This window comes from Streptomyces finlayi (assembly GCF_014216315.1).
Taxonomy (GTDB): Bacteria; Actinomycetota; Actinomycetes; order Streptomycetales; family Streptomycetaceae; genus Streptomyces; species Streptomyces finlayi_A.
Genome location: NZ_CP045702.1, coordinates 6,451,408 through 6,471,756, shown reverse-complemented (window position 1 = coordinate 6,471,756; position 20,349 = coordinate 6,451,408). Strand labels below are relative to the sequence as shown.

20 protein-coding genes are annotated in these 20,349 nt (G+C 70.4%); 11 read left to right on the top strand and 9 right to left on the bottom strand.

The features are described 5' to 3' along the window. Positions 1-102 precede the first annotated feature (102 nt). Positions 103-1,167 carry a DUF3533 domain-containing protein gene (locus F0344_RS29630; protein WP_185301683.1) on the top strand — a complete coding sequence of 355 codons (1,065 nt, stop codon included), beginning with the start codon at positions 103-105 and terminating at the stop codon, positions 1,165-1,167. A 134-nt stretch (positions 1,168-1,301) separates the two neighbouring features. After that, positions 1,302-1,490, top strand: coding sequence for a hypothetical protein (locus F0344_RS29625; RefSeq protein WP_185303044.1), 189 nt, complete (start codon positions 1,302-1,304; stop codon positions 1,488-1,490). Positions 1,491-1,499: 9 nt separating this feature from the next. Here the strand turns inward: F0344_RS29625 and F0344_RS29620 are convergent, their stop codons facing one another. After that, positions 1,500-2,318 (bottom strand): potassium channel family protein, encoded by an 819-nt coding sequence (locus tag F0344_RS29620; RefSeq protein WP_185301682.1) that lies wholly within the window; start codon positions 2,316-2,318, stop codon positions 1,500-1,502. Positions 2,319-2,448: 130 nt separating this feature from the next. Between F0344_RS29620 and F0344_RS29615 the strand changes: the two genes are divergently transcribed. From F0344_RS29615 to F0344_RS29595, 5 genes are all read left to right on the top strand, one after another. Next, positions 2,449-3,855, top strand: coding sequence for a hypothetical protein (locus F0344_RS29615; protein ID WP_185301681.1), 1,407 nt, complete (start codon positions 2,449-2,451; stop codon positions 3,853-3,855). A 95-nt stretch (positions 3,856-3,950) separates the two neighbouring features. After that, entirely contained in the window at positions 3,951-5,225 is a 1,275-nt protein-coding gene (locus F0344_RS29610; protein ID WP_185301680.1) for an AAA family ATPase, read from the top strand. Next, on the top strand, positions 5,222-6,463 hold the full coding sequence (locus tag F0344_RS29605; RefSeq protein WP_185301679.1) for a vWA domain-containing protein: 1,242 nt from the start codon (positions 5,222-5,224) through the stop codon (positions 6,461-6,463). The genes F0344_RS29610 and F0344_RS29605 overlap by 4 nt, the downstream gene beginning before the upstream one ends. Before the next feature lie 64 nt (positions 6,464-6,527). Next, on the top strand, positions 6,528-7,040 hold the full coding sequence (locus tag F0344_RS36205; protein ID WP_185301678.1) for a hypothetical protein: 513 nt from the start codon (positions 6,528-6,530) through the stop codon (positions 7,038-7,040). A 186-nt stretch (positions 7,041-7,226) separates the two neighbouring features. Beyond that, a complete protein-coding gene (locus tag F0344_RS29595) occupies positions 7,227-7,733 on the top strand; it encodes a phospholipase (protein ID WP_185301677.1) in 507 nt (168 codons plus the stop codon). Positions 7,734-7,868: 135 nt separating this feature from the next. On the opposite strand, the gene F0344_RS29590 is transcribed toward F0344_RS29595, so the two are convergent. The 3 genes from F0344_RS29590 to F0344_RS29580 all read right to left on the bottom strand — a co-directional run bounded on the left by F0344_RS29590 (position 7,869) and on the right by F0344_RS29580 (position 10,186). Then, on the bottom strand, positions 7,869-8,912 hold the full coding sequence (locus tag F0344_RS29590; protein ID WP_185301676.1) for a ParA family protein: 1,044 nt from the start codon (positions 8,910-8,912) through the stop codon (positions 7,869-7,871). Then, complete coding sequence (locus F0344_RS29585) at positions 8,909-9,565, bottom strand: ATP-binding protein (RefSeq protein WP_185301675.1); 657 nt, start codon at positions 9,563-9,565, stop codon at positions 8,909-8,911. Before F0344_RS29585 ends, F0344_RS29590 begins: the two co-directional genes overlap by 4 nt. A gap of 228 nt (positions 9,566-9,793) precedes the next feature. After that, entirely contained in the window at positions 9,794-10,186 is a 393-nt protein-coding gene (locus F0344_RS29580; protein WP_185301674.1) for a hypothetical protein, read from the bottom strand. Positions 10,187-10,349: 163 nt separating this feature from the next. On the opposite strand from F0344_RS29580, the gene F0344_RS29575 reads away from it, so the two are divergent. Together F0344_RS29575 and F0344_RS29570 are read left to right on the top strand one after the other, a co-directional pair. Then, complete coding sequence (locus F0344_RS29575; protein WP_185301673.1) at positions 10,350-11,201, top strand: helix-turn-helix domain-containing protein; 852 nt, start codon at positions 10,350-10,352, stop codon at positions 11,199-11,201. Continuing rightward, entirely contained in the window at positions 11,198-11,404 is a 207-nt protein-coding gene (locus F0344_RS29570; RefSeq protein WP_185301672.1) for a DUF397 domain-containing protein, read from the top strand. The genes F0344_RS29575 and F0344_RS29570 overlap by 4 nt, the downstream gene beginning before the upstream one ends. Positions 11,405-11,491: 87 nt before the next feature. On the opposite strand, the gene F0344_RS29565 is transcribed toward F0344_RS29570, so the two are convergent. Then, complete coding sequence (locus F0344_RS29565) at positions 11,492-12,577, bottom strand: S1 family peptidase (RefSeq protein WP_185301671.1); 1,086 nt, start codon at positions 12,575-12,577, stop codon at positions 11,492-11,494. Between the two features lie 392 nt (positions 12,578-12,969). On the opposite strand from F0344_RS29565, the gene F0344_RS29560 reads away from it, so the two are divergent. Next, positions 12,970-13,893, top strand: a complete 924-nt coding sequence (locus F0344_RS29560; protein ID WP_258050163.1) for a DUF4231 domain-containing protein — start codon at positions 12,970-12,972, stop codon at positions 13,891-13,893. Positions 13,894-13,900: 7 nt separating this feature from the next. On the opposite strand, the gene F0344_RS29555 is transcribed toward F0344_RS29560, so the two are convergent. Continuing rightward, positions 13,901-14,380, bottom strand: a complete 480-nt coding sequence (locus F0344_RS29555; RefSeq protein ID WP_185301670.1) for a hypothetical protein — start codon at positions 14,378-14,380, stop codon at positions 13,901-13,903. Between the two features lie 396 nt (positions 14,381-14,776). Beyond that, positions 14,777-16,057: a DUF5685 family protein gene (locus tag F0344_RS29550; RefSeq protein ID WP_185301669.1), complete on the bottom strand. Its 1,281-nt coding sequence runs from the start codon at positions 16,055-16,057 to the stop codon at positions 14,777-14,779. 309 nt (positions 16,058-16,366) lie between these two features. On the opposite strand from F0344_RS29550, the gene F0344_RS29545 reads away from it, so the two are divergent. After that, the gene (locus tag F0344_RS29545; RefSeq protein ID WP_185301668.1) at positions 16,367-16,807 is read left to right on the top strand and encodes a cell division protein SepF; all 441 of its coding nucleotides are present in this window, start codon (positions 16,367-16,369) and stop codon (positions 16,805-16,807) included. A gap of 44 nt (positions 16,808-16,851) precedes the next feature. Here the strand turns inward: F0344_RS29545 and F0344_RS29540 are convergent, their stop codons facing one another. Beyond that, a complete protein-coding gene (locus F0344_RS29540; protein ID WP_185301667.1) occupies positions 16,852-18,072 on the bottom strand; it encodes an acyl-CoA dehydrogenase family protein in 1,221 nt (406 codons plus the stop codon). A 74-nt stretch (positions 18,073-18,146) separates the two neighbouring features. After that, positions 18,147-19,829 (bottom strand): MFS transporter, encoded by a 1,683-nt coding sequence (locus F0344_RS29535; RefSeq protein WP_185301666.1) that lies wholly within the window; start codon positions 19,827-19,829, stop codon positions 18,147-18,149. Positions 19,830-20,349 lie beyond the last annotated feature (520 nt).

Here is a 20,349-nt window from a genome sequence, read left to right as displayed (position 1 = left end):
AGGCGTACGATAACCGGAACGAGGGCCACCACCCCCACCTCCACCTCGGCCATTCGGCCCTGCCCGCCTGCGTAAACACCAGGCCACCCGGACCGTGGGGGCATGACTTTCGTCGACGAGGTGAAGAACGCCGTCACTCCACGAGCCGCACTGCTCGTCATGGGCGTGCTCGCGCTGCAACTGCTGTTCATCGCGTCCTATGTCGGGGCGCTGCACAAGCCCCGGCCGACGGATGTCCCCTTCGCCGTGGTCGCGCCCGCGCAGGTCTCGGAGCAGCTCGTCACCCGGCTCGACGCGCTCCCCGGCAGCCCACTGGACCCACGCCCGCTCGGTGACGCGGCCGAGGCCCGCGAACAGATCATGAACCGCGACATCGACGGCGCCCTGATCGTCAGCCCCACCGGCACCACCGACACCGTGCTCGTCGCCTCCGGCGGCGGCACCGTCCTGGCCGGCTCCCTGACCGGCATCATCGAGAAGGTCGAAGCGACCCAGCGCCGCACGGTCAGGACCCTCGACGTGGCCCCGGCGTCCCCGGACGACTTCGACGGGCTCTCGTCCTTCTACCTCGTGGTGGGCTGGTGCGTCGGCGGCTACCTCTGCGCCTCGATCCTGGCGATCAGCGCGGGCACCAAGCCCGCCAACCGGGAGCGCATGCTGATCAGGACCGCCACCATGGCGCTGTACTCGATCGCGGGCGGAATCGGCGGCGCGGTCATCATCGGACCGGTCCTCGGCGCGCTGCCCGGCAGCGTATGGGGGCTGTGGGGCCTGGGAGCGCTGATCGTCTTCGCGGTCGGCATGACCACACTGGCCCTGGAGGCCCTCACCGGCGTCATCGGTATCGGCCTGGCCGTCCTGATCATCGTGATCGCGGGCAACCCGAGCGCGGGCGGCGCCTTCCCGCTCCCGATGCTGCCCGACTTCTGGCGGGCCATCGGCCCCGCGCTGCCACCGGGAGCGGGCACCTGGGCGGCCCGCTCGATCGCCTACTTCAAGGGCAACGCGCTCACCGGCCCACTGCTGGTGCTCTCCGCCTGGGCGGTCGCGGGCACTGCCCTCAGCCTGCTCCTGTCGATGCGGCACGAGCCGGCCGGTACCACCGACGGAACAGCCACCACGGGAACGGCCACCGGCACAGTGCCCGGCGGCTCGACCGCCGCCTGAGGGAATGCACCGCCGGACCACCTCGGTCGGGCACAGAACAGCCGACTGGAGCCCCGAGGGAACTCCAGCCGGTTCGGACCCCCGCGTTCTCCCCTGCCCCGCCCGGCGGAACGGGAAGCCCCAGCCCCGTCCGGATGTCCGCGTCCAGTCCCTCGGTGTTCCGGGCACCGCCCTACCTCGGTGACGAGGACCGCGGTTCGCGTCACCCGTCGGCGGTCGCGACGGACCGCGCCGGCAAGGCCCTGGCCGCCCGCCTGTCGGTCCCGTTCCACTTCGCGAGCCCGCACACCCCGGACGACAGCGCTCCTCGGTGGCGGCCCTGAGCAAGCGGGTCAGGCGGAGGCGGCCGAGCGGGCCGGGTCAGCCGGGCCGCCCGGCGGCGGCACCCGGTCCCGTGCGGCGGACAGCTCCGTGACCTCGGCGCGCAGCGCCCGTACCTCCGCCGTGAGCGCGACGATGGCCTCCATCTGCAGCCGGTCCGCGGCGCTGTCGCTCTCGAAGTGCGAGATGAACCAGGCGGCGATGTTCGCCGTGACCACACCCAGCAGCGCGATACCCGACAGCATCAGTCCGACCGCGAGCATCCGGCCCAGACCGGTGGTCGGGGCGTAGTCGCCGTAACCGACGGTCGTCATCGTGGTGAAGGACCACCACACCGCGTCGCCGAGGGACTTGATGGTGCCTTCCGGCGAGTCCCTCTCGACCTCCAGCACCGCGAGCGAGCCGAACATCAGCAGCCCCACGCACGATCCCGCGACATAGGTGGTCAACTGCACCTGCGACGCCATCCGGGCCCGCTGTCCGGCCAGCAGCAGGGTGGACACCAGCCGGAGCAGCCGCAACGGCTGCACCATGGGCAGCAGTACGGCGATCAGCGCCAGCGGATGACGGCGTACGAAGGTCCACCGGACGGGCGCGAGCACGAGCCGCACGGCGTAGTCGACGGCGAACGCGCCCCACACCACCCACTCCACGCCCCGGCACAGCCGCAGCGTCGCCCTGTCGGCGTCGGGTGCCATGACGGGGACGGCATACGCGACGGCGAACAGGAGGGCCAGTGCCAGGAGCGGCCACTGGGTGCGCCGCTCCCAGCGCTGCTCGGCTCCCGTCGCGGCCCCGGATTCCTTCTCCGTCGATTCCGTGCTTCTCATGGAGTCATCGTAAGGAGCGGGAACGGCCGGAAAGACCTGGCAGACCGAGGGGCCGGACGCTATGCTCCCCCACGATGACCACTCATTCTGCAAGCAGATTGGGGGCCCCGTCCGCGCAAGGTGAGTGCTGATGCTCACTGGGAACGCGACGGAGGATTCCCTCCCTTCCTTCTGGCCGCGCGTGCGAGAGTTCGCCGTGCCGCCCTCCATGATCGAGACTGCGACCGCCCGTCGTTCCGCCGGGGACTGGGCAGGAGCGTGCGCCGCCGCAGGCGTCGACGTCGATCTCAGCCTACGGACCGTGGCACGCACCCACGGTCAGGAACTCACCGCTCGACTCCGGGCAGACCTGAGGCAGTTGGTTCCCGACCTGCTGCGCTGGCATCTTCCACGCGTCGCCCCGCACGGCATGCTGCGGCCGGGGCTGACGCTCGCACTGGCCCGGTACGACAGCGACGCGCCCGACGACGGTGCGCGTCCGGTGCACCTCGTGGTCCGGACCCCGCCCGCCTGGGCGGATGCCGGTCAGCGGATCAGCCTCGCGCTGTGGGACGGTTCACGCTCCGAGGCGGTCACCCGCCGCCATCCGCACCCCCATCCGAACCGACGGTTCCGTCTCGATCTGCACCGTCATCTGTGGGACGCGCGAAGGACCGATGAGCTGAGGTTCCGGTCCGGGGCCGACCGTCCGCCCGGAGACCGCTTCGGTCTCGTGGGGCCGGCGCCGCCGGGGCGCGGCTGCGCCGTCGGCCGGTGGGCCGCCGAGGCCGATCTACTGCTCCGTGCCGAGGGCCGGTCCACCGGTACCGTCGCCGTGCGGTTCGGCGGACGCCGCCGGCTCTTCCTCGACCTGGTCAGGGACCCGGACGGTTCCGGGGCGCCCCATGTGCGGGTCTCGTCGGCCACGGACGGCGACGTCCCGACGCTGCCGGTCCTCCCCGATGCGGCGACCTGGGTCCTGCCCGACCTGGAACTACTGCGCGGCGGTGCGATCGACGCCGGCCGGCTGCACCCGCTGGTCGCCTCCGCACTCGTACCGGGCCATGAGCCGTCGGGGCCGCCCCCGGCTCCGGACCGGGCGGGGCAGCCGCACCTCGTGGACTGCCGGGGACATCAGCACCGGATCGGTCTGGTCGACGGGGTCCTGTCCCCGCTGGACCACGATCCGGTCGAGATCCGCCGGGAAGAGCTGCTGGTCGCGCTGACCGGTAAGCCACTTCCCTGCCTCCGGGCCATCGACGGGGCGCACCGCCGTCCGGACTGTCTCGCCGGTGTACGGGACCGGCTGTACCACGGTGACATCGCCGGAGCCCTGGCCGTCGTCGAGGGTCTGCTCGGCCCCGGAGCGGTGCTGCGCACCGGCGCTCTGTGGGACGAACTGGAGGCCGCCGCGCAACGGCGGATCACCTACGGGCTGTTCAGGGCCGGCCTGATCGGTTCCGGACCCGGACGCTACGGCCCGGACCGCAGGCATGTCCCCGACCGTCTCCCACGACCGCGCCGGACCGAATCGCGCCGCCGGGCCGTCCCGGCCTGACCCGGCGACCCGGCGACCCGACTTCCCCTCTTCCTTCCTGCCTTCCTGCCTTTCCTGCCTTTCCGGCCTTCCTGCGACCCCAAAGGTGATCACTCATGACCACATGCACTCCGTTCGCCATGCCCGAAACCCCCGCCGAGCCCGCCCTGACCTCCCAGCTCGACATCGCGGGCGAGCTGACGGCCCTGCTGCGCGACACCACCACCGAGCTCCGCCCCGACGACCAGCTGGAGGCGCTGACCCTGGCGGTGGCCGCCGACCTGCCCGTCCTCCTGTGGGGTGAGCCGGGTATCGGCAAGACCGCGGCGCTGACCCAGCTCGCCGCGTCCCTGGACCTTCCGCTGACCACGGTCATCGCCAGCGTGCACGAGCCGTCCGACTTCTCGGGGCTGCCCATCGTCGGTGACGACCCCGCGGAACAGGGTGTCCCGATGGCCCCGCCGGACTGGGCGGTACGGCTGGTGCGGGCCGGGCGGGGGCTGCTGTTCCTCGACGAACTGTCCACCGCTCCCCCGGCCGTTCAGGCCGCGCTGCTCCGCCTCGTACTGGAGCGGCGGATCGGCGCCCTCCAACTGCCTCCCGGGGTAAGGATCGTGGCCGCCGCCAATCCGCGCTCCTCGGCGGCCGGCGGCTGGGAGCTGAGCCCGCCGCTGGCCAACCGGTTCGTCCATCTCCAGTGGACCCATGACCACGAGGTCGTGGTACGCGGCCTCGGCGGGACCTGGCCGCGGGCGACGATGCCGCGGCTCGATCCCGGGAAGCTGACGCAGGCCGTGGACTTCGCCCGCCGAGCGGTGTGCGGGCTCCTCGCCGTCCGCCCCAAGCTCGTCCACCAACTGCCCGGCAACGAAGCCCGGCGCGGCGGCGCCTGGCCCTCCCCCCGGAGCTGGGACATGACGCTGAACCTGATCGCCTTCGCGACCGCGGCCGGTTCCTCCCGCGACGTACTCTCCCTGCTGATCAGGGGCACCGTGGGCGACGGTCCCGGCCTCGAACTGCTGGCGAGCCTGGACCGGATGGATCTCCCGGACCCCGAGACCCTGCTCGCCGACCCGGCGACGGCAGAGCTGCCCGAACGGGGAGATCTGCGGCAGGCCACACTCGACGGGGTGGTGGCGGCCGTACGCAACCGCCCGGACAAGCCCCGCTGGGACGCCGCCTGGGCACTCCTGGTGCGGGCGCTGGAGACCGGAGCCCCGGACCTCGTGGTCGTTCCCGCGACCACACTGGCCGCGCTGCGCCAGGAGGACTGGGACGTGCCGGCTTCGATCGAACAGCTCGCCGGGGTGGTGTCCCTGTCCCGGCGGGCGGACCGGTCCGCCGACCGTGCCACGGCCCGGATCGCGGTCGCCGCGCAGGCCGGCCGATGACCACCGGCGCACCGGGGGCACTGGACCTCGACAAGCTCTTCGCCGCCCGGCTGCACGCCGCCCGGGCCCGCCCCTACCTGGCGACGGCGCTGTTCGCCCTGCACACCGTGGAGTCGCGGCGGGTTCCGACGATGGGGGTCGACCAGTACTGGCGGTGCTACGTCTCGCCCGCGTTCGTGGACGCGACACCGGTGGAGGAACTGGCCGGTGTGTGGGTGCACGAGGTGTCGCACCTGCTGCGTGACCACCACGGGCGCGGTGACCGGGCCACCCGGGTCCTCGGGCTGACCGGCCCCGGGGACCGGCTGCGGATGAACATCGCCGCCGACTGCGAGATCAACGACGACGTGTTCGGTGACGGGCTGGTCCGGCCCGAAGGCGCGGTCGAGCCACGCGCGCTGGGGCTCGACGAGGGTGAGCTCATGGAGGACTACGTCCGGCAGTTCCGGCTCGGACCGTATACGCAGCGGTTCGCCTGGCTGGACTGCGGCAGTGGCGCCGACGGACTGGAGCGGGAATGGGATCTGGGACCGGACGGCGCGCACGGCCTCAGCGCGCAGGAACAGGACGCGGTCCGGTTCCGGGTGGCGCAGGGCATCACCGGCCGCCCGGGAAACTCCTCCCGGGGCTGGAAGCGGTGGGCGGAGGAGGCGTTTCATCCGCCGCAGCCGTGGCGGGAGCTGCTGGGCGCGGCCGTACGCTCGGCCGCCTCCGGCTCCGGTACGGGTGAGGACTACAGCTACGGGCGCCCGTCGCGGCGCTCGGCCGGGCTGCCCGGCGTCGTCCTCCCGAGTCTGCGGCGCAGACCGCCCCGCGTCTCGGTGGTCATCGACACCTCCGGCTCGGTCAGCGACGCCGAGCTGGGCAGCGCGCTCCTGGAGGTGGCCGCGATCTCCAGTGCCGTGGGCGGCCGCCGCGACCTGATCAGCGTCCTGCCGTGCGACGCGGCGGCCCGGATCGTGCACCCGCTGTGCCTGGGCGAGGGCATCCCGCTGGTGGGCGGCGGGGGTACGGATCTGCGCACGGGCTTCGCCAGGGCGCTGCGGACCAGTCCCCGGCCGGACGTCATCGTGGTCCTGACCGACGGGCAGACGCGCTGGCCGCGTGAGCAACCGCCGTGCCGGACGGTGGTGGGCCTGTTCCCCCGTCATCACAGACGCGCCTCGTGGGACGAGGACGACCCCGACTACGTACCGGACTCACCGCCCGAATGGGCGCGCACGGTCACGATCGGGTGATCACCCGGTACTGTCCGCTTGTTCGAAAAGAGCCCCACGTCGGGGCGGCACGCGGGAGGGCGTCATGAGCGGTGCGGAGTCGGTCCACAGCACGTGGAGGCCGAGCGACCAAGAGGGCGGGAAGCTCGCGGGTGAGTGGTGGAAGTGGGCCCTGTCCGCTCCTGACGACCGCAGTCCGGTCAGCGACACGACGGGCGAGCACGCGGACTGGAAGCAGCCGGACCGTCTCTGGTTCCTCGCCGGTACCTATGGCGGGCGGGTGGTGCGGCGCTGCGCGGTCCCCTCGGACCGGCCGTTCTTCTTCCCGGTGCTCAACATGCAGCACACCAGGTCGTACGCGAGGGTCCCGCAGTCCATGGAGGTCGCGGAGGCCACCGCGTCGCTCAACAGCGTCCCGCTGCCGCTGCGGGAGTTCACGGCGCCGTTCAGGACGGGGCTGACCCAGCGTTACGCGTGGGGCATCTGGGGCGGCTTCGCCCCGCTGACACCGGGGGCGTACGTCCTGGAGATCAAGGCCAGGGCCACGAACGGGTTCTGGGTCGACACGACGTACCACCTGGAGTCGTCGGCCTCCTGATCCACCCGCTGCCGTGGCGGGCGGCGGCTCCCCCGTGGCCGTCGCCCGACCTGTGGCCCAATTCTTGGCGTCCAGTCGACGCGACGGCTAGGCATGACAGGTACATGGCGTCATTCTGAGGTGGCCCCGTGAGACCCACGAGGCACACGGCCATCCCAACTCACCGCCATCTGCCGGAGGTTGCTCATGCGTCGCCGTTACGCCACCCCGCTCGCCGCAGTCGTCCTGTCGCTCCCCCTCGCCCTGTTCCCTGCCGCGTCCGCCTCGGCGGCCCCCGCGGACAAGCCCCAGGTCCTCAGCTCCTGGACCCAGACGAGCCTCTCCAGTTACAGCGCCTGGAACAGCGCCCGCAACAACCAGGGCGCCTGGTCCGCGTACGGCTTCGACTGGTCGACGGACTACTGCAGCAGCTCGCCCGACAACCCGTTCGGCTTCCCCTTCCAGAAGGCATGCGCCCGCCACGACTTCGGCTACCGCAACTACAAGGCGGCCGGCACCTTCTCCGTCAACAAGTCGCGCGTCGACTCCGCGTTCTACTCGGACCTCAAGCGCGTGTGCGCCGCCTACACCGGGGCCACGCTCACCTCGTGCAACAGCACGGCGTGGACGTACTACCACGCCGTCGACATCTTCGGCGTGGCCCCGGCGAAGGCGACCCCCGCGAGACTGACGTCCGCCGCCTCATCGGTGTAGCTGCCCAACAAGAGACACACCCGCCCGCGCCGCGCGGGCCCGGCTCCCGGTGCCTTTGTGGCCTCGGGAGCCGCGAAGGGCTCGGGACAGGAGTCCGTGACCTCGATGCGGCCTGCCCCCACCCTGCCACCCCTGCTACTGGGCCAGTTCCTCCGTACGAGCCAGCACACCTTCGGCCAGCCCCCGGAACTCCCGGTAGCAGGTCTGCACATATTTCTGTGTGCTCCCGAGCGCCCCATCGGCGGCCTTGAGGTCGAACATCGGCTTCCGGGCATCATGCGCGAGCGGCATGAGGCTGCGGTAGTTGCGAAGGGTGGCGATGCGGTGCTGATCGCCGCCACGCCCAGGATCGCTCTCGTCCAGGACAGCCGCCGCATACACCCACGGAATGCGCTGCAACCACCTCACGTACGCCTTCACCGGCCGGTCCAACCGCATCTCCGGCTGCATGATCACGTACCCGAGCGGCCGCATGTCGGCGCGCGGGGCGGAGAATCCAGGCGGCACCTGAGGCAGCACGAGCTGCTGCCAGTTCCTGCGCCAGTCGCGCAGAGTGGGGCCGAGGTTGCTCAGACCCTTGAGCGAGAAGAGATCGGCTGCGAGAGGCATGAGCACCGTGTCCGCCGCAATGAGCGCGGACCGGTTGATCGCCCCGAGGTTGGGCCCAACGTCGATCAGAACAATGTCCGCGTCGACGCCTGCGGCCGCCCGCTCCACCACACGATGAAAGGCCGTGGTGGTACGGATGGCCGCAATGTCTCCGGCGAACGTCTTGAACCACTCGTTGGACAGCTTGTCCTCGAAGCGGCTGAGATCCAGGCTGCCCGCCAGCAGCCACAGTCCGGGCTGCAGTTCGGCCGGCTCGATGGACGCGATGTCCCCCGTCCCTTCCAGAATCGGCCGTACCGCGTCCGCGATCGTCTGCCCACTACGCACCCGCCCCGTACCCGGCAGCGCGGACCACGCAGCACCCTGAGCGATGAGTTCGGACTGGTTGTCCCAGAGCTCTTCGATCTCGGTCTCGTCCAGGCACATGGAAGTCAGGTTCGCCTGAGGATCGAGATCGACAGCCAGCACAGTGAGGCCCATTCTGCGGAACATATGGGCCAGATGGTAGGTAAGGGTCGTCTTTCCCACGCCTCCCTTGTTGTTGAAGAGCGCGATCGACGTCCGTGTCATGAAGCCCTCCAGAGGGTGACGGCCCACGACGAATCGTCGACCTGGTAGTCGGCGGGCGGATTCCCATTGCGTGCGAGCGATGCCTGCACCCGCCCGATTCCCCGCCCGAACCGGTTCACATAACCGAGCCCCTTCATCGCGGCCGCGAGGGACGGGTTGCGGTAGTCGGTCACGCGGTCGAAGTTGTCATCCCGCACCTGCCCATAGGGCCCCCCGGGATTGGTCAACTCGATCCGGTCGTCGAACCAGGCGATCCGTACCGGAGCGTACGAGGTCTCGTAGTTCCGGTGCATCAAGGCGTTCATCGAAAGCTCCCGAAGTGCCTCCAACGGATAGTCGGGCTGCGGAGTCTCGCGGAAGCCTTCCTCGACCAGGCGGGTGCGCAGATTGCTCCGCAGGAGCGGCTCGAGTCTGGCGGCGACGCCTACAAGGTTCTGGCGCAGCTCCTGATCGTCGGCGACCGGCGCGTCGAGATCCAGTCCCTGATATCGGACGAACTGCACGTACGCCCCAGGAATCCGGTCGGTCGGATCGAGCCCGACCGTAAGCAGTCCAAGAACTGTCGGCTGCCCGTCGGGCGTCGCCAGGTGCAGCGAGGAAAGCTGCAGCTCTACCGGACGTCCGTTCTCCTCGATGACCTCGGGCCCCACCATGGATGGCAGATAAGCCCGATGGCGTCCCCTCGCTTGCCCTCTCGCTTGGCGGTTCGTTTGAACTCAAGGGTCGGGGTCTCACAGGTACCGAGAGTTTCGGCCAGATCCACTTCGCGTCCGTTCACACCAGGCATTGTGCCGGTTTCACCGGCCGGATGGCCCTGCCGACCGGCGCAGGACCCGTTGACAAAGGAGCCGACCAGTGCCATTCCTTCGTCCGGTTGGACGTCAGCGCAGGGCGTCCGCCTTCGGGGCAAGGTGTGGCAGTAGTTCTTTCGGCGGATTCCTCGTTGCGGCGTAATCGCGTTTCTGCTCCCGGAGCCACACCTGCAACAAGGCTTCGTCGGACTGCGGAACAGCAAGACCCGCAGCCTTGAGGCTGTCGCGGAAGAAGGGCACCGGCCCTCCGCCTACCCCCGTCGACCGTACCGAGCTGGAGCCGGAGCCGGAGCTGGAGCTGGAGCCGGAGCCGGAGCCGGAGCCGGAGCCGGAGCCGGAGCCGGAGCCGGAGCCGGAGCCGGAGCCGGAGCCGGAGCCGGAGCCGGAGCCGGAGCCGGAGCCGGAGCCGGAGCCGGAGCCGGCGTCGGCGCCGGCGCCGGCGCCGGCAGGATCGTTCCCCAAGTCGCGCGTCTGCACCTTGCCGCGGAGCCTAGCTGTAGGCCGGGTGCATCTTGGTTGTACGGGGCTTGTACTGGCGCTGTACGGGTCCGGCGCCGTATCCCGGGAACGAACCTCCCAGTTGGAACCTTGGCCAGTCGCAGTGAGGTGACCGGAAGGGCGTGCAATGCGGGATACGGGGAACGGCCGCGCGGCGAAGGTGAAGGCCAAGGAGGACAACGAACTGCCGGGGGCGTGGGTGGCGTACGGCGCTCTCCTCCAGCACCTGCGCAAGCGGGCCGGGCTGAGCCAGCAGGCACTGGGGGAGGCGATCGGCTACTCGCTGGAGCAGGTGGCCTCCGTCGAACAGGGCCGGCGGGCCGCGAAGGAGGCGTTCACGGTGGCCGCGGAACGGGTGCTGGACGCGCGCGGCGTGCTGAATGTCCTCCAGAGCGAGGTGGACCGGGCGAAACTCCCCCGGTTCTTCCGCAACTTCGCGCTCATCGAGGCGGAGGTCCTGAGCCGCTTCTCGTACGACCCGCTGCTGGTGCCGGGCTTGTTGCAGACGGAGGCGTACACCCGGGCGGTGTTCGCCGGCCACTGCCCGCCGCTCAGCGAGGAGATCGTCGACCAGCACACGGAGGCGCGGCTGGCGCGCCAGAAGTTGCTGACGCGGGATCCGCTGGCGGAGCTGTCGTTCATCATCGGGGAGGAGGCGTTGCGCGACCCAGTGGGCGGGCCCGAGGTGATGCATGGCCAGTGGGCACGCCTGTTGGAGGTGGGCAGGTTGCGGAATGTGGAAGTACAGGTGATGCCTGCGGCGCAGGGCTTCCACCCGGGGAAGAACGGTCCCTTCGTCACCGTGCAGACGAAGGAGCACCAACACTTCGGATACTTCGAGTCGCAGGGCGTCGGGTGCACCGTGAGTGATCCGGCGGAGGTCAGCTCCTTCGGGTTGCGATATGGCAAGCTGCGATCGCGGGCCCTGAACGCCCAGGAGTCTGCGCGGCTCATTGAACGGCTGGTGGGAGAGACATGAGCGTGACGCAGGTATCCGAGAACGTGGACGAGCTGCACTGGTTCAAGAGCAGCCACAGCGGCTCGGACGGCGGCGACTGTGTGGAGGTGGCCACCGGCAACGGCGCGGTTTATGTGAGGGACTCGAAGGTCGCGGACGACGGGCCGGTGTTGCGGGTCGGCCGTGGCGAGTGGGCGGCGTTCGTGTCACTCGCCCGGGGATGAAAGCCAACGGTCCCGCTCGCATCACCTGAAGTGATGCGAGCGGGACCGTCGTCATGCGGGACCTCGGAAGAGGGCGCCCGCCCCCGGTCAGCCGATCTCGGCGCCGTACGCCGCCAGCGCCTCAGGAACCGGCTGGAAGAACGTCTCGCCGCCCGAGGAGCAGTCGCCGCTGCCGCCCGAGGTCAGACCGATCGCGGTGTCTTCCGAGAAGAGCGAGCCACCGCTGTCACCCGGTTCGGCGCAGACCGTCGTCTGGATGAGCCCGTTGACGATGTCGCCGTTGCCGTAGTTGACCGTGGCGTCCAGCGCGGTGACCTCACCGTCGTGCACCTGGGTGGTGGAACCGCTCCGGGTCACCGCCATGCCGACCGTCGCGTCGCCCGCCTTGGTGATCGGCTGTGTGGAGCCGTTGTACAGGTCCACCTCGCTGGGGTGCTCCACGTCGGAGGTGTACTTGACCAGACCGTAGTCGTTCTCCGGGAAGCTGGAGCCCTCGTTCGCACCGATCTCGGCGCCGCCCTGGGCGTCCGACCAGCTGGTGATCGACTCGGTGCAGTGTCCCGCGGTGAGGAAGTACGGCTCTCCGCCCTTGACCACGTTGAAGCCGAGCGAGCAGCGCCCGCCGCCGCCCCAGATCGCGTCGCCGCCCGCGATCAGTGGCTTGAACTCCCCCGCCGAGCGCTTGAGTTCGGTCTTTTCGCCGAGCTTTTCGACCACGGCCGTGAGCTTGTCCAGGGCCGCGCCCTTCACCGTACGGTCGGCGGTGACGACCACCTTGTTGCTCACCGGGTCGACCGCCCAGGAGGTGCCGGGGATGGTGGCCCGGTCGGTGAGGGTCTGCCGGGCCGAGAGCAGTTCCGCCGTCGAGTGCTGTACGACTCTGGCCTTGCCACCCGCCGTGCGCACCTGCTCCGCGGCGGCCCGGTCCAGGACGTTCACGACCAGGCTCTTCGTGTCGGCGTCGTAGTACGCGCCCGCCGTGCCGCCGGCCAGGGTCTTGTCCAGCGTGCTGGCGAGCTCGCCCGCCGCGCCGGCCGTCAGGGTGCGTACGGTCGGCTGGGCCGTGTCCTCACTGGCGTTCGCCGTCTGGAGGGTGACTCCGGCCGCGGCCAGGGCGACGACGGCCGATCCGGCGGTCAGCGCGCGCTTCCTGGATATGCGTCGATGCTTCAACTTTCGACCTCCTGTGGGGCCGCGCGGGGACAAGTGGGGTGCCCCGAGCGCGGAGGATGGGGCGCTCACTATTCCCATACGGTGAAACGTGCACAAGGTCGAACTCAGGACGCACACACGACGACGACGTTTCGGTCTCGCGACGTTCACTTCCCGGGTCGGAGGCACACGTCACGGGGCCCCGGCCTTGCCCGGATACCGTCGGGGAGCGGTCCGGGCGGGACTCGCGCCATTGCCGTGCCCGGCGCGCGACTTTAGTCTCTTGTCCCCGGCAAGCAGTCGAGGGCGTCCACGTGTTTCACGCCCCGCGGTACGGCCCACTGCTCCGGACAGCACGGAATCAGCCATTCCATTCGCAGAGTGACCACTGACACCGCATAGCGGGGGTGAGCATGACGGCGATTCCAGGACCGCTGCAGAGCATGGTCTTCAGGAACGCGGATCTTCCAGCGCTCTTTCATCACACGGACAGCATCGCCGTCGCGCGCCAGCGGGAGGCCGTGAACACCACCCGCGGCCAGCTGTTCCTGCTGGTCGTTGGTTCCGTACCGGCCGCACTGCCCTGGCACTGGGACACCGGCGCCCTGCGACTCAGCGGCCTCATAGCCGTGGTCGCCTATCTCGGCGTTCTCGTGACGACGTTCTTCGCGGCGCGACGCAAAGCGAAGTCGCACTGGCAGCTGAATCGTTCGGCGGCCGAGTTCATCAAATCGATGTGCTGGCGTTATGCCGTACACGGTTCGCCTTTCGAATCCGCCACCCAGCACCCGGAAGCGGTGTTCGCCAACCGCCTCGAAGAAGGACTGCAGGAACTGAAGAAGGTCGGCTGGACCGACCCCAGGGACGAACTCGCCGATTCCGGTGGTCTCATCACGGATTCGATGCGTGAGTTACGGGTCAAGGCGTTCACCGTCCGGAAGGAGACGTACGTACGCGACCGTCTGATCGAACAGCGCGGCTGGTACCGACGGCGCCAGGAGACCTCCCGGCGCGGCACCACGGTCTGGTCGGTCACCATCTCCGCACTCACCGCGCTCGCCCTGCTCTTCGCCCTGCTCCAGACCTTCGGACCCGCCCGCTCCTTCCCTCTGCCCGCGGTACTCTCCGCGGCGGCGGCGGCCTGTCTGGCCTGGAACGAGATGCGCAGGCACCATCCGCTGATCTCCGCCCACTCCCTCGTGGAAAAGGATCTGGAGTCGATGCAGATCGCGATGGAGACCACACTCACCGAGCGGCAGTGGCCGGTCGCCGTCTTCGAGACCGAGCGGATCGTCTCCCCCCAGCACACGGACTGGCTCGCGCGGCACAAGATGTGAGGGGCGGTCAGCCGCGCAGGACGCCCTCGCGCCAGATGACGGTGACCGGCAGACCGAGGCCCCGGGCGTACGTCACGATGTCACCCGTACCGCCGAGGCCCCGTGCCGGCCGCCCGTCCCACACCGCGAGCAGCCGGTCGCAGTGCTCGGCGATATAGACACCCGCCGCGTAGTACGCCTCGTCCGTGGAGTGCGGGAAGTCCAGCACCACCTCGCGGGTCGCGCGTTTCCTGAGCGTCCGGTACCCGGCGAGTTCGGCGTCGTCGGCGAAGCACGCCTCGTAGTCCCCGCTGGGGATCACCGCGGTGAGTTCGGCGCCGCGGGCGAGCGCGAGGTCCGCGAAGAGCTGGTCCGCCCCGGCTGCCAGGCTGGAGAGGGCTTCCACGGAACCGTCGGCTCCGCCGAGCACCGCCCGCAGCCCCTCCCGCACCTGTTCGTACGCCTCCTGCGGAATGGCGCGGTGGCCGGTCACTCCGATGCGTTTCACGGACCTGGAACCCCCTGGGGTGGGTGGCTGACTGCGGTCGACACCCCTGCCATCCTCCCAAAAGCCGCGTGACGCACAAGAGCCCCTGCCCCGAGCCGGGCAGGGAGAGCGGGCCGTAACGGTGCCGCGACCGTGACGACGCGTCTCCCGTGCCAGCGCTGCCAGTCCTGCCAGTCCTGCCGGTCCTGCTGTTCGTCCGTGCTCATGGGTTCAGCCCTTCCGCCCCGGCCCGGCCGGACCGGGGTGCGACGACAGGGGGCGACCCGGGGGCCCTGGCGGGTGTCTTTGTCGACGAGTGGATCAATGGATGGATCGAGTGACTGACCGTCGCTGAGCGGCACAGGTCACTTTGCCGACTTGTGGCCACCGGTCGCGGGGCCGGCGGTCACGGCCGGATCAGCAGTTGCAATCGCAGTTGCAGTCGCAGCAGCCGCCCTCGCCGTCGCCGCCACAACTGCTGCAGCAGTTGCACGCGTCGCAGCAGGAGCCGCAGTCGCACTGGCTGCAGAGCCCTCCGCGCTCCTCGCGGCTCCACGGCCCCTGGTACGTCCCGCAGCACATCTGGCCGGTGCAGGCGAGGCCGGTCCACACCAGGCAACCCGCGATCAGTCCGCGCCGGTCACGCGGCGGCCGGGGCGGCGGCGGGGAGGGCGGCCCGTACGGACCGCCGGGCGTCGGGGCGTACGGGGAACCGGGAGGCGGCCCGAACGCTCCGGCCGGTCGGCCGTCCGGCTGCTGACGGTCCGTCCGCCGGTCACCGTCCAGCAGCACGGCTCCGGGGAAGGCGTCCCCGGAGGACCCTGCCCGCTGGTGCGAGCAGGCCGTCGAGCCGAACGCCCGGTCCACGGAGCGGCGCAGTTCGTGTACGAGCAGCACGTGCGCCAGCCTGCTGTCGGTGAACTCCGCGTCGCCCATCGCCAGCCGTACGCCGTGCAGCGCGTCGTCGCACAGGCGCCGCGCCTCGGCGAGCGAGGTACCGGTCGCCGTGAGCGGGTTCCAGGCTCCCGACGCCGCGTCAGCTTCCCTGTCCTCCACGGCGTCCAGCAGATGCGCGAGCCGCCCGAAGAGCCGCCCGGCCTCGGCGAGCGGCGCCGCGTTCCGGGGCTTGCCCGCGAGTACGGCGGTGTGAGCGAAGGCCGCGGCGGTCGCCGTCTCGGTGGGCTCGGTGACCGTCAGCAGCGGGGTCCCGAGGCCGGCGAGAGACTCGATCCCGGTCTGCCGGTCCACCGCGTCGACCAGTACCGCCGTGTCGAAGCCGAGCTCGGCTCCCGTACGCGCCCCGGCCAGGTCCCAGCCCGCGGCGACCCTGCGCGCCGCGGCGGCGACCGGCCGGCGCGCCAACAGGCCGTCCCGGTCGGCCACGTGATCTCGCACCTTCGCCGAGGCGAGGACGAGAGAGACGGCGGCGGCGAGCCGCGCGCCCTCGCCGCGGGCGACCGGTGCGGTGCGCATGGAGCGGAGCGGGCAGGGGCCCGCGGTGCGGCGCTGCCCGGCGTCCGGCTCCGTCTGAGCCTCCGTCAGGACAGAGACGATCAGGCCGTCGTAGTTCGTGACGACCCGGGCGAACTGTCCGTGGTCCGCGCGCAGCGCGAGACACAGTCCGCAGAGATGCGCCATCCACTCCGTCTTGAGCCGCTCCGACAGACGGTGCGCGCAGGGCCTGACGATTCCGAACACGACGGCCCCCGGGTGGTCGTTCAGAGAGCGCGCCGGGCTCGTGCACCTGCGCGGCGTGCATCGTATCGAGTGAGCCGTTCACCCGTACGCCCCCCAGGTCACCCGTACGGACCGGAGCATCATATTTTCCTTCTGCCAGCTGCCTTACGCAGGAGAAACCTTGACGAATCGCCAGATCTTCTGCACCAGTACCGTCACGAATCCCCTGCGCGCCGACTATCCACTTGGCGCGGTATCCGCATCATGGACGACCATAGGGATACGAGAGAGATGCGGAACGCCAAGGAACCGCGGTGAGAGGAGGCGTCCATGGGATCGGTGCGCAAGGCGAGTGCGTGGCTGGGCCTCGTAGAGGACAACGACGAGCGGTACTACGACGACGAGTACTCCGAAGGTGCTGAGACCGGTACGGGCCAGGCGTGGGTGACCGACCCGCGCGTGCAGGTGGCCTCCGAGACGGCCGAGGAGAAGGGCCGCCGGATCGCGACCGTGACCCCTGACAGCTTCCGGGACGCACGGGGCATCGGTGAGCTCTACCGGGACGGGGTCCCGGTGATCGTCAATCTCACGGCCATGGACCCTGCCGACGCCAAGCGCGTCGTGGACTTCGCCGCGGGTCTGACCTTCGGACTGCGCGGCTCGATCGAGCGCGTGGCGACCCGGGTCTTCCTGCTGACCCCTGCCGACACGAAGGTACTCAACGGCGAAGCCGCCGGCCGCCCGGCCGACGGCTTCTTCAACCAGAGCTGAGCAGGGCGCTCGCCGGACTGGTCCTCGCCGGCGCCCCGACCGCTCTACCGGAAGGCATCCAGACCGGTGAGCGCCTTGCCCAGCACCAGCTGGTGCATCTCCACGGTCCCCTCGTAGGTGAGGACCGACTCGAGATTCGTCGCGTGGCGCATCACCGGGTATTCGAGCGAGATCCCGTTGGCGCCGAGGATCGTGCGTGAGGTGCGGCAGATCTCGATGGCCTCCCGCACGTTGTTGAGCTTTCCGAAACTGACCTGTTCGGGGCGGAGGGTGCCCGCGTCCATCCGCCGGCCCAGATGGTGGGCGAGCAGGATGCCCTTGTGCAGTTCGACGGCCATGTCCGCGAGCTTGGCCTGGGTGAGCTGGAAGCCGCCGATCGGCTTGCCGAACTGCTCCCGGGTCTTCGCGTAGTCGACCGCGGCCTCGAAGCTGGCGCGCGCCGCGCCCATCGCACCCCAGACGATCCCGTACCGGGCATGACTGAGACAGCTCAGCGGGCCCCGCAGACCGGTGGCCCCGGGCAGGACCGCGTCCGCAGGCAGCCGTACGCCGTCGAGGACCAGCTCGCTGGTGACGGAGGCACGCAGCGACCACTTGTGCTTGATCTCGGGTGCGGAGAAGCCCGGGGTGGCGGTCGGCACGACGAAGCCGCGGATTCCGGCGCCGGCCGTGCCCTCGTCGGTCTGCGCCCAGACGACGGCGACCCCGGCGACCGACCCGTTGGTGATCCACATCTTGCGGCCGTCGAGCACCCAGTCGTCGCCGTCGCGCCTGGCGTACGTACGCATCCCCGCCGGGTCGGAGCCGTGGTCCGGCTCGGTGAGCCCGAAGCAGCCGATGATCTCGCCCGCCGCCATGCCGGGCAGCCACTGCCGCTTCTGTTCCTCGGAGCCGAAGCGGTGGATCGCGTACATGGCGAGCGAGCCCTGCACGGAGACGAGGGAGCGGATTCCGGAGTCGGCCGCCTCCAGTTCCAGACACGCCAGCCCGTACTGGACGGCGGTGGCGCCCGCGCAGCCGTATCCCTCCAAGGACATGCCGAGGGCGCCGAGCGAGCCCAGCTCCCTGGCGAGCTCGCGGATACCGGGCAGCTCGCCGCTCTCGTACCACTGCGCGATGTGCGGCAGTACGCGGTCGGCGGCCCAGGCCCGGACGGTGTCGCGGATCGCGAGGTCCTCGGGGCCCAGCAGATCGTCGACGCCGATCGGGTCGGTGGGGTCGAACGGCGGAAGCTTCGACGGCTTCGAGGGCGGCGTGGTGGACATGAGGGTGCCTCCGGCGGCTCGCACGGAACGAAAACTAGCAGTGGTAGTTATGACGTCCGTGCCGACATTACGGCTCAGTGTGCCGCTCGTCCAGAGCCGGTCGCCTCGGCGGGTTCACGCCGCGAAGGCAGCGACAGCTTCGGCTCGGGACGCTCCTCGGCGCGCATGGGGCGGGGTGCGGCGACGGGCTGTTCACGGGACCGGCAGGACTGCAGGGGCGTGCAGTCCATGACCTTCGGCAGCCGCAGCGCGGCCAGCGCACCGAGCAGCAGGAGAGCCGCACTGACCAGGAGCGTGAGGTGGAGACCGGTCATGAAGGCGTACCGGGCGGTGGTCCGAAGCAGGGCGCCCATCGGGCCGCCGAGCTGCCCCGCCACCTGGTACGCCTCGCCGAGCGAGTTCGAGGCCGCCGCACCGGCTTCGGCGGGCACGCCCCGGCCGTGCAGCCCCGCGAGGCCCGGTGCGTAGGCGGCGTTCATGACGCTGCCCAGCAGCGCGATGCCCATTCCGGCACCCAGCTGGTAGGACGTCTCGCCGATCGCCGCCGCGCCGCCCGCCCGCTCGGCGGGCACCTCGCTCAGCATCGACTCGTACGCGCCGAAGAGCGTGGACTGCAGCCCGAAGCCGAGCATCACGAAACCGGCGGTCATCAGGAAGGGCCGGTCGTGCTGCCCCATCATGGTCAGCAGCAGCACCGCGGCCGCCGTCAGCACGAAGCCGCCGCAGACCATGCCGCGGGGGCCGACGCGACGCAGGGTGTACGAGCCGGTGGCGCCCGCCGCCATCGCGGCGAAGGTCAGCGGAAGCAGCCGAAGGCCGGTCTCCAGCGGGCTCAGACCGAGGACCAGCTGGAGGTACTGGACGGCGATCAGCTCCAGGCCGACCAGGGCGAGCATCGCGAGGACGATGCAGCCCACCGCCGTACTGAACGCGGGGCGGGAGAACATCGTCGTATCGATCAGGGGATGCGCACGGCGCTTCTGCCTGCGCACGAAGAGGACGAGCAGCGCGGCACCGAGCACCAGCGGAGCGATCGTCGCGACGCCCAGGAGGTCCCCGCCGCCCAGCCGCTTCACCCCGAGGACGACACCGAGCACACCGGCGGCGGCCAGCAGCGCGCCGACCACGTCCCACGGGCCGTCGCCGGCGCCGCGGGATTCCGGCAGCAGCCGGCGGCCGAGCGGCAGCATGACGGCCATCAGCGGGATGTTGATCAGGAAGACGGAGCCCCACCAGAAGTGCTCGACCAGGAAACCGCCGATCACCGGCCCGGCTGCGGCACCGACCGCCGCGACCGCCGTCCACACGCCGATGGCGAGGGCCCGCTCCCGGCGGTCCGGGAAGACCTGGCGAAGGATCGAGAGCGTCGCCGGCATGATCATCGCGCCGCCGACGCCTAGCAGGGCGCGGGCCGCTACGAGGACGGCGGCGGTGTCCGCCATCGCGGCGACCGCCGAGGCGACACCGAACAGCGCGTAACCGAACAGCAGGACCTTGCGCCTGCCGATCCGGTCACCGAGCGTGCCGAAGAGAATCAGCAGCGAGGCACACGCCAGCGGGTAGGCGTCCACGATCCAGAGCAGACCCACGGCACTGGGCCGCAGATCCTCGGTGACCGCGGGAACCGCGACATGGAGGACCGTCGCGTCAAGGGCGACGACGAGGAGACTGAGGCAGAGGACGACCAGCACGACCCAGCGATTGACGCCGGTGCCTGTTTCACGCAGCCGGATTCCGGCCGTGGTCGTCCCAGACATGTACGTACCTCCCAGAGTGTCCCTCACGCTCGGCAGACCGACGGGGACTCCGCGTACGGCATCCCTCAGGCCCGGCATCGATGGGCGGGTGATCCGTCAGCGTACGCGAGTTCGGCGTGGTCAGACGTGGTCCACCTCATACCCCGGTGCGTCACGGAGTGTGGCGTACGCCACGCCGACCCGCCGCACCGGGTCCCTCCCCGGGGACCGCGGAGGAACCCGGGACCGGGACGGGCAGCGGGCTGCGGACACGTGGACAGCACCTCGGGGACACCCTTCCGCCACCTCCTGGACACACGCCGCGAATGGGCCGAAGAATTTCATACAAGATCAGTGGGCCACTATTTCACCGGCACCCGGACACGCTTACGACACGGTCGCAGAACCAATTGGACGAAAGGTCACCGCGATTCTCCGTGGCGTTCGGAATTGAGGCCCTGCTGAGACAAAGTCCACATCACATCGTCATCACAAAGCAGCCGGAACGGCCTGCTCTCACACTCACTCGCTGTAACGTCGA

Bases quoted from the DNA above. Each gene is read 5' to 3' on its own strand.
- F0344_RS29630 (WP_185301683.1), top strand. From the start codon at position 103: ATGACTTTCGTCGACGAGGTGAAGAACGCCGTCACTCCACGAGCCGCA.
- F0344_RS29625 (WP_185303044.1), top strand. From the start codon at position 1,302: ATGTCCGCGTCCAGTCCCTCGGTGTTCCGGGCACCGCCCTACCTCGGT.
- F0344_RS29620 (WP_185301682.1), bottom strand. From the start codon at position 2,318: ATGAGAAGCACGGAATCGACGGAGAAGGAATCCGGGGCCGCGACGGGA.
- F0344_RS29615 (WP_185301681.1), top strand. From the start codon at position 2,449: ATGCTCACTGGGAACGCGACGGAGGATTCCCTCCCTTCCTTCTGGCCG.
- F0344_RS29610 (WP_185301680.1), top strand. From the start codon at position 3,951: ATGACCACATGCACTCCGTTCGCCATGCCCGAAACCCCCGCCGAGCCC.
- F0344_RS29605 (WP_185301679.1), top strand. From the start codon at position 5,222: ATGACCACCGGCGCACCGGGGGCACTGGACCTCGACAAGCTCTTCGCC.
- F0344_RS36205 (WP_185301678.1), top strand. From the start codon at position 6,528: ATGAGCGGTGCGGAGTCGGTCCACAGCACGTGGAGGCCGAGCGACCAA.
- F0344_RS29595 (WP_185301677.1), top strand. From the start codon at position 7,227: ATGCGTCGCCGTTACGCCACCCCGCTCGCCGCAGTCGTCCTGTCGCTC.
- F0344_RS29590 (WP_185301676.1), bottom strand. From the start codon at position 8,912: ATGACACGGACGTCGATCGCGCTCTTCAACAACAAGGGAGGCGTGGGA.
- F0344_RS29585 (WP_185301675.1), bottom strand. From the start codon at position 9,565: ATGGTGGGGCCCGAGGTCATCGAGGAGAACGGACGTCCGGTAGAGCTG.
- F0344_RS29575 (WP_185301673.1), top strand. From the start codon at position 10,350: ATGCGGGATACGGGGAACGGCCGCGCGGCGAAGGTGAAGGCCAAGGAG.
- F0344_RS29570 (WP_185301672.1), top strand. From the start codon at position 11,198: ATGAGCGTGACGCAGGTATCCGAGAACGTGGACGAGCTGCACTGGTTC.
- F0344_RS29560 (WP_258050163.1), top strand. From the start codon at position 12,970: ATGACGGCGATTCCAGGACCGCTGCAGAGCATGGTCTTCAGGAACGCG.
- F0344_RS29545 (WP_185301668.1), top strand. From the start codon at position 16,367: ATGGGATCGGTGCGCAAGGCGAGTGCGTGGCTGGGCCTCGTAGAGGAC.
- F0344_RS29540 (WP_185301667.1), bottom strand. From the start codon at position 18,072: ATGTCCACCACGCCGCCCTCGAAGCCGTCGAAGCTTCCGCCGTTCGAC.
- F0344_RS29535 (WP_185301666.1), bottom strand. From the start codon at position 19,829: ATGTCTGGGACGACCACGGCCGGAATCCGGCTGCGTGAAACAGGCACC.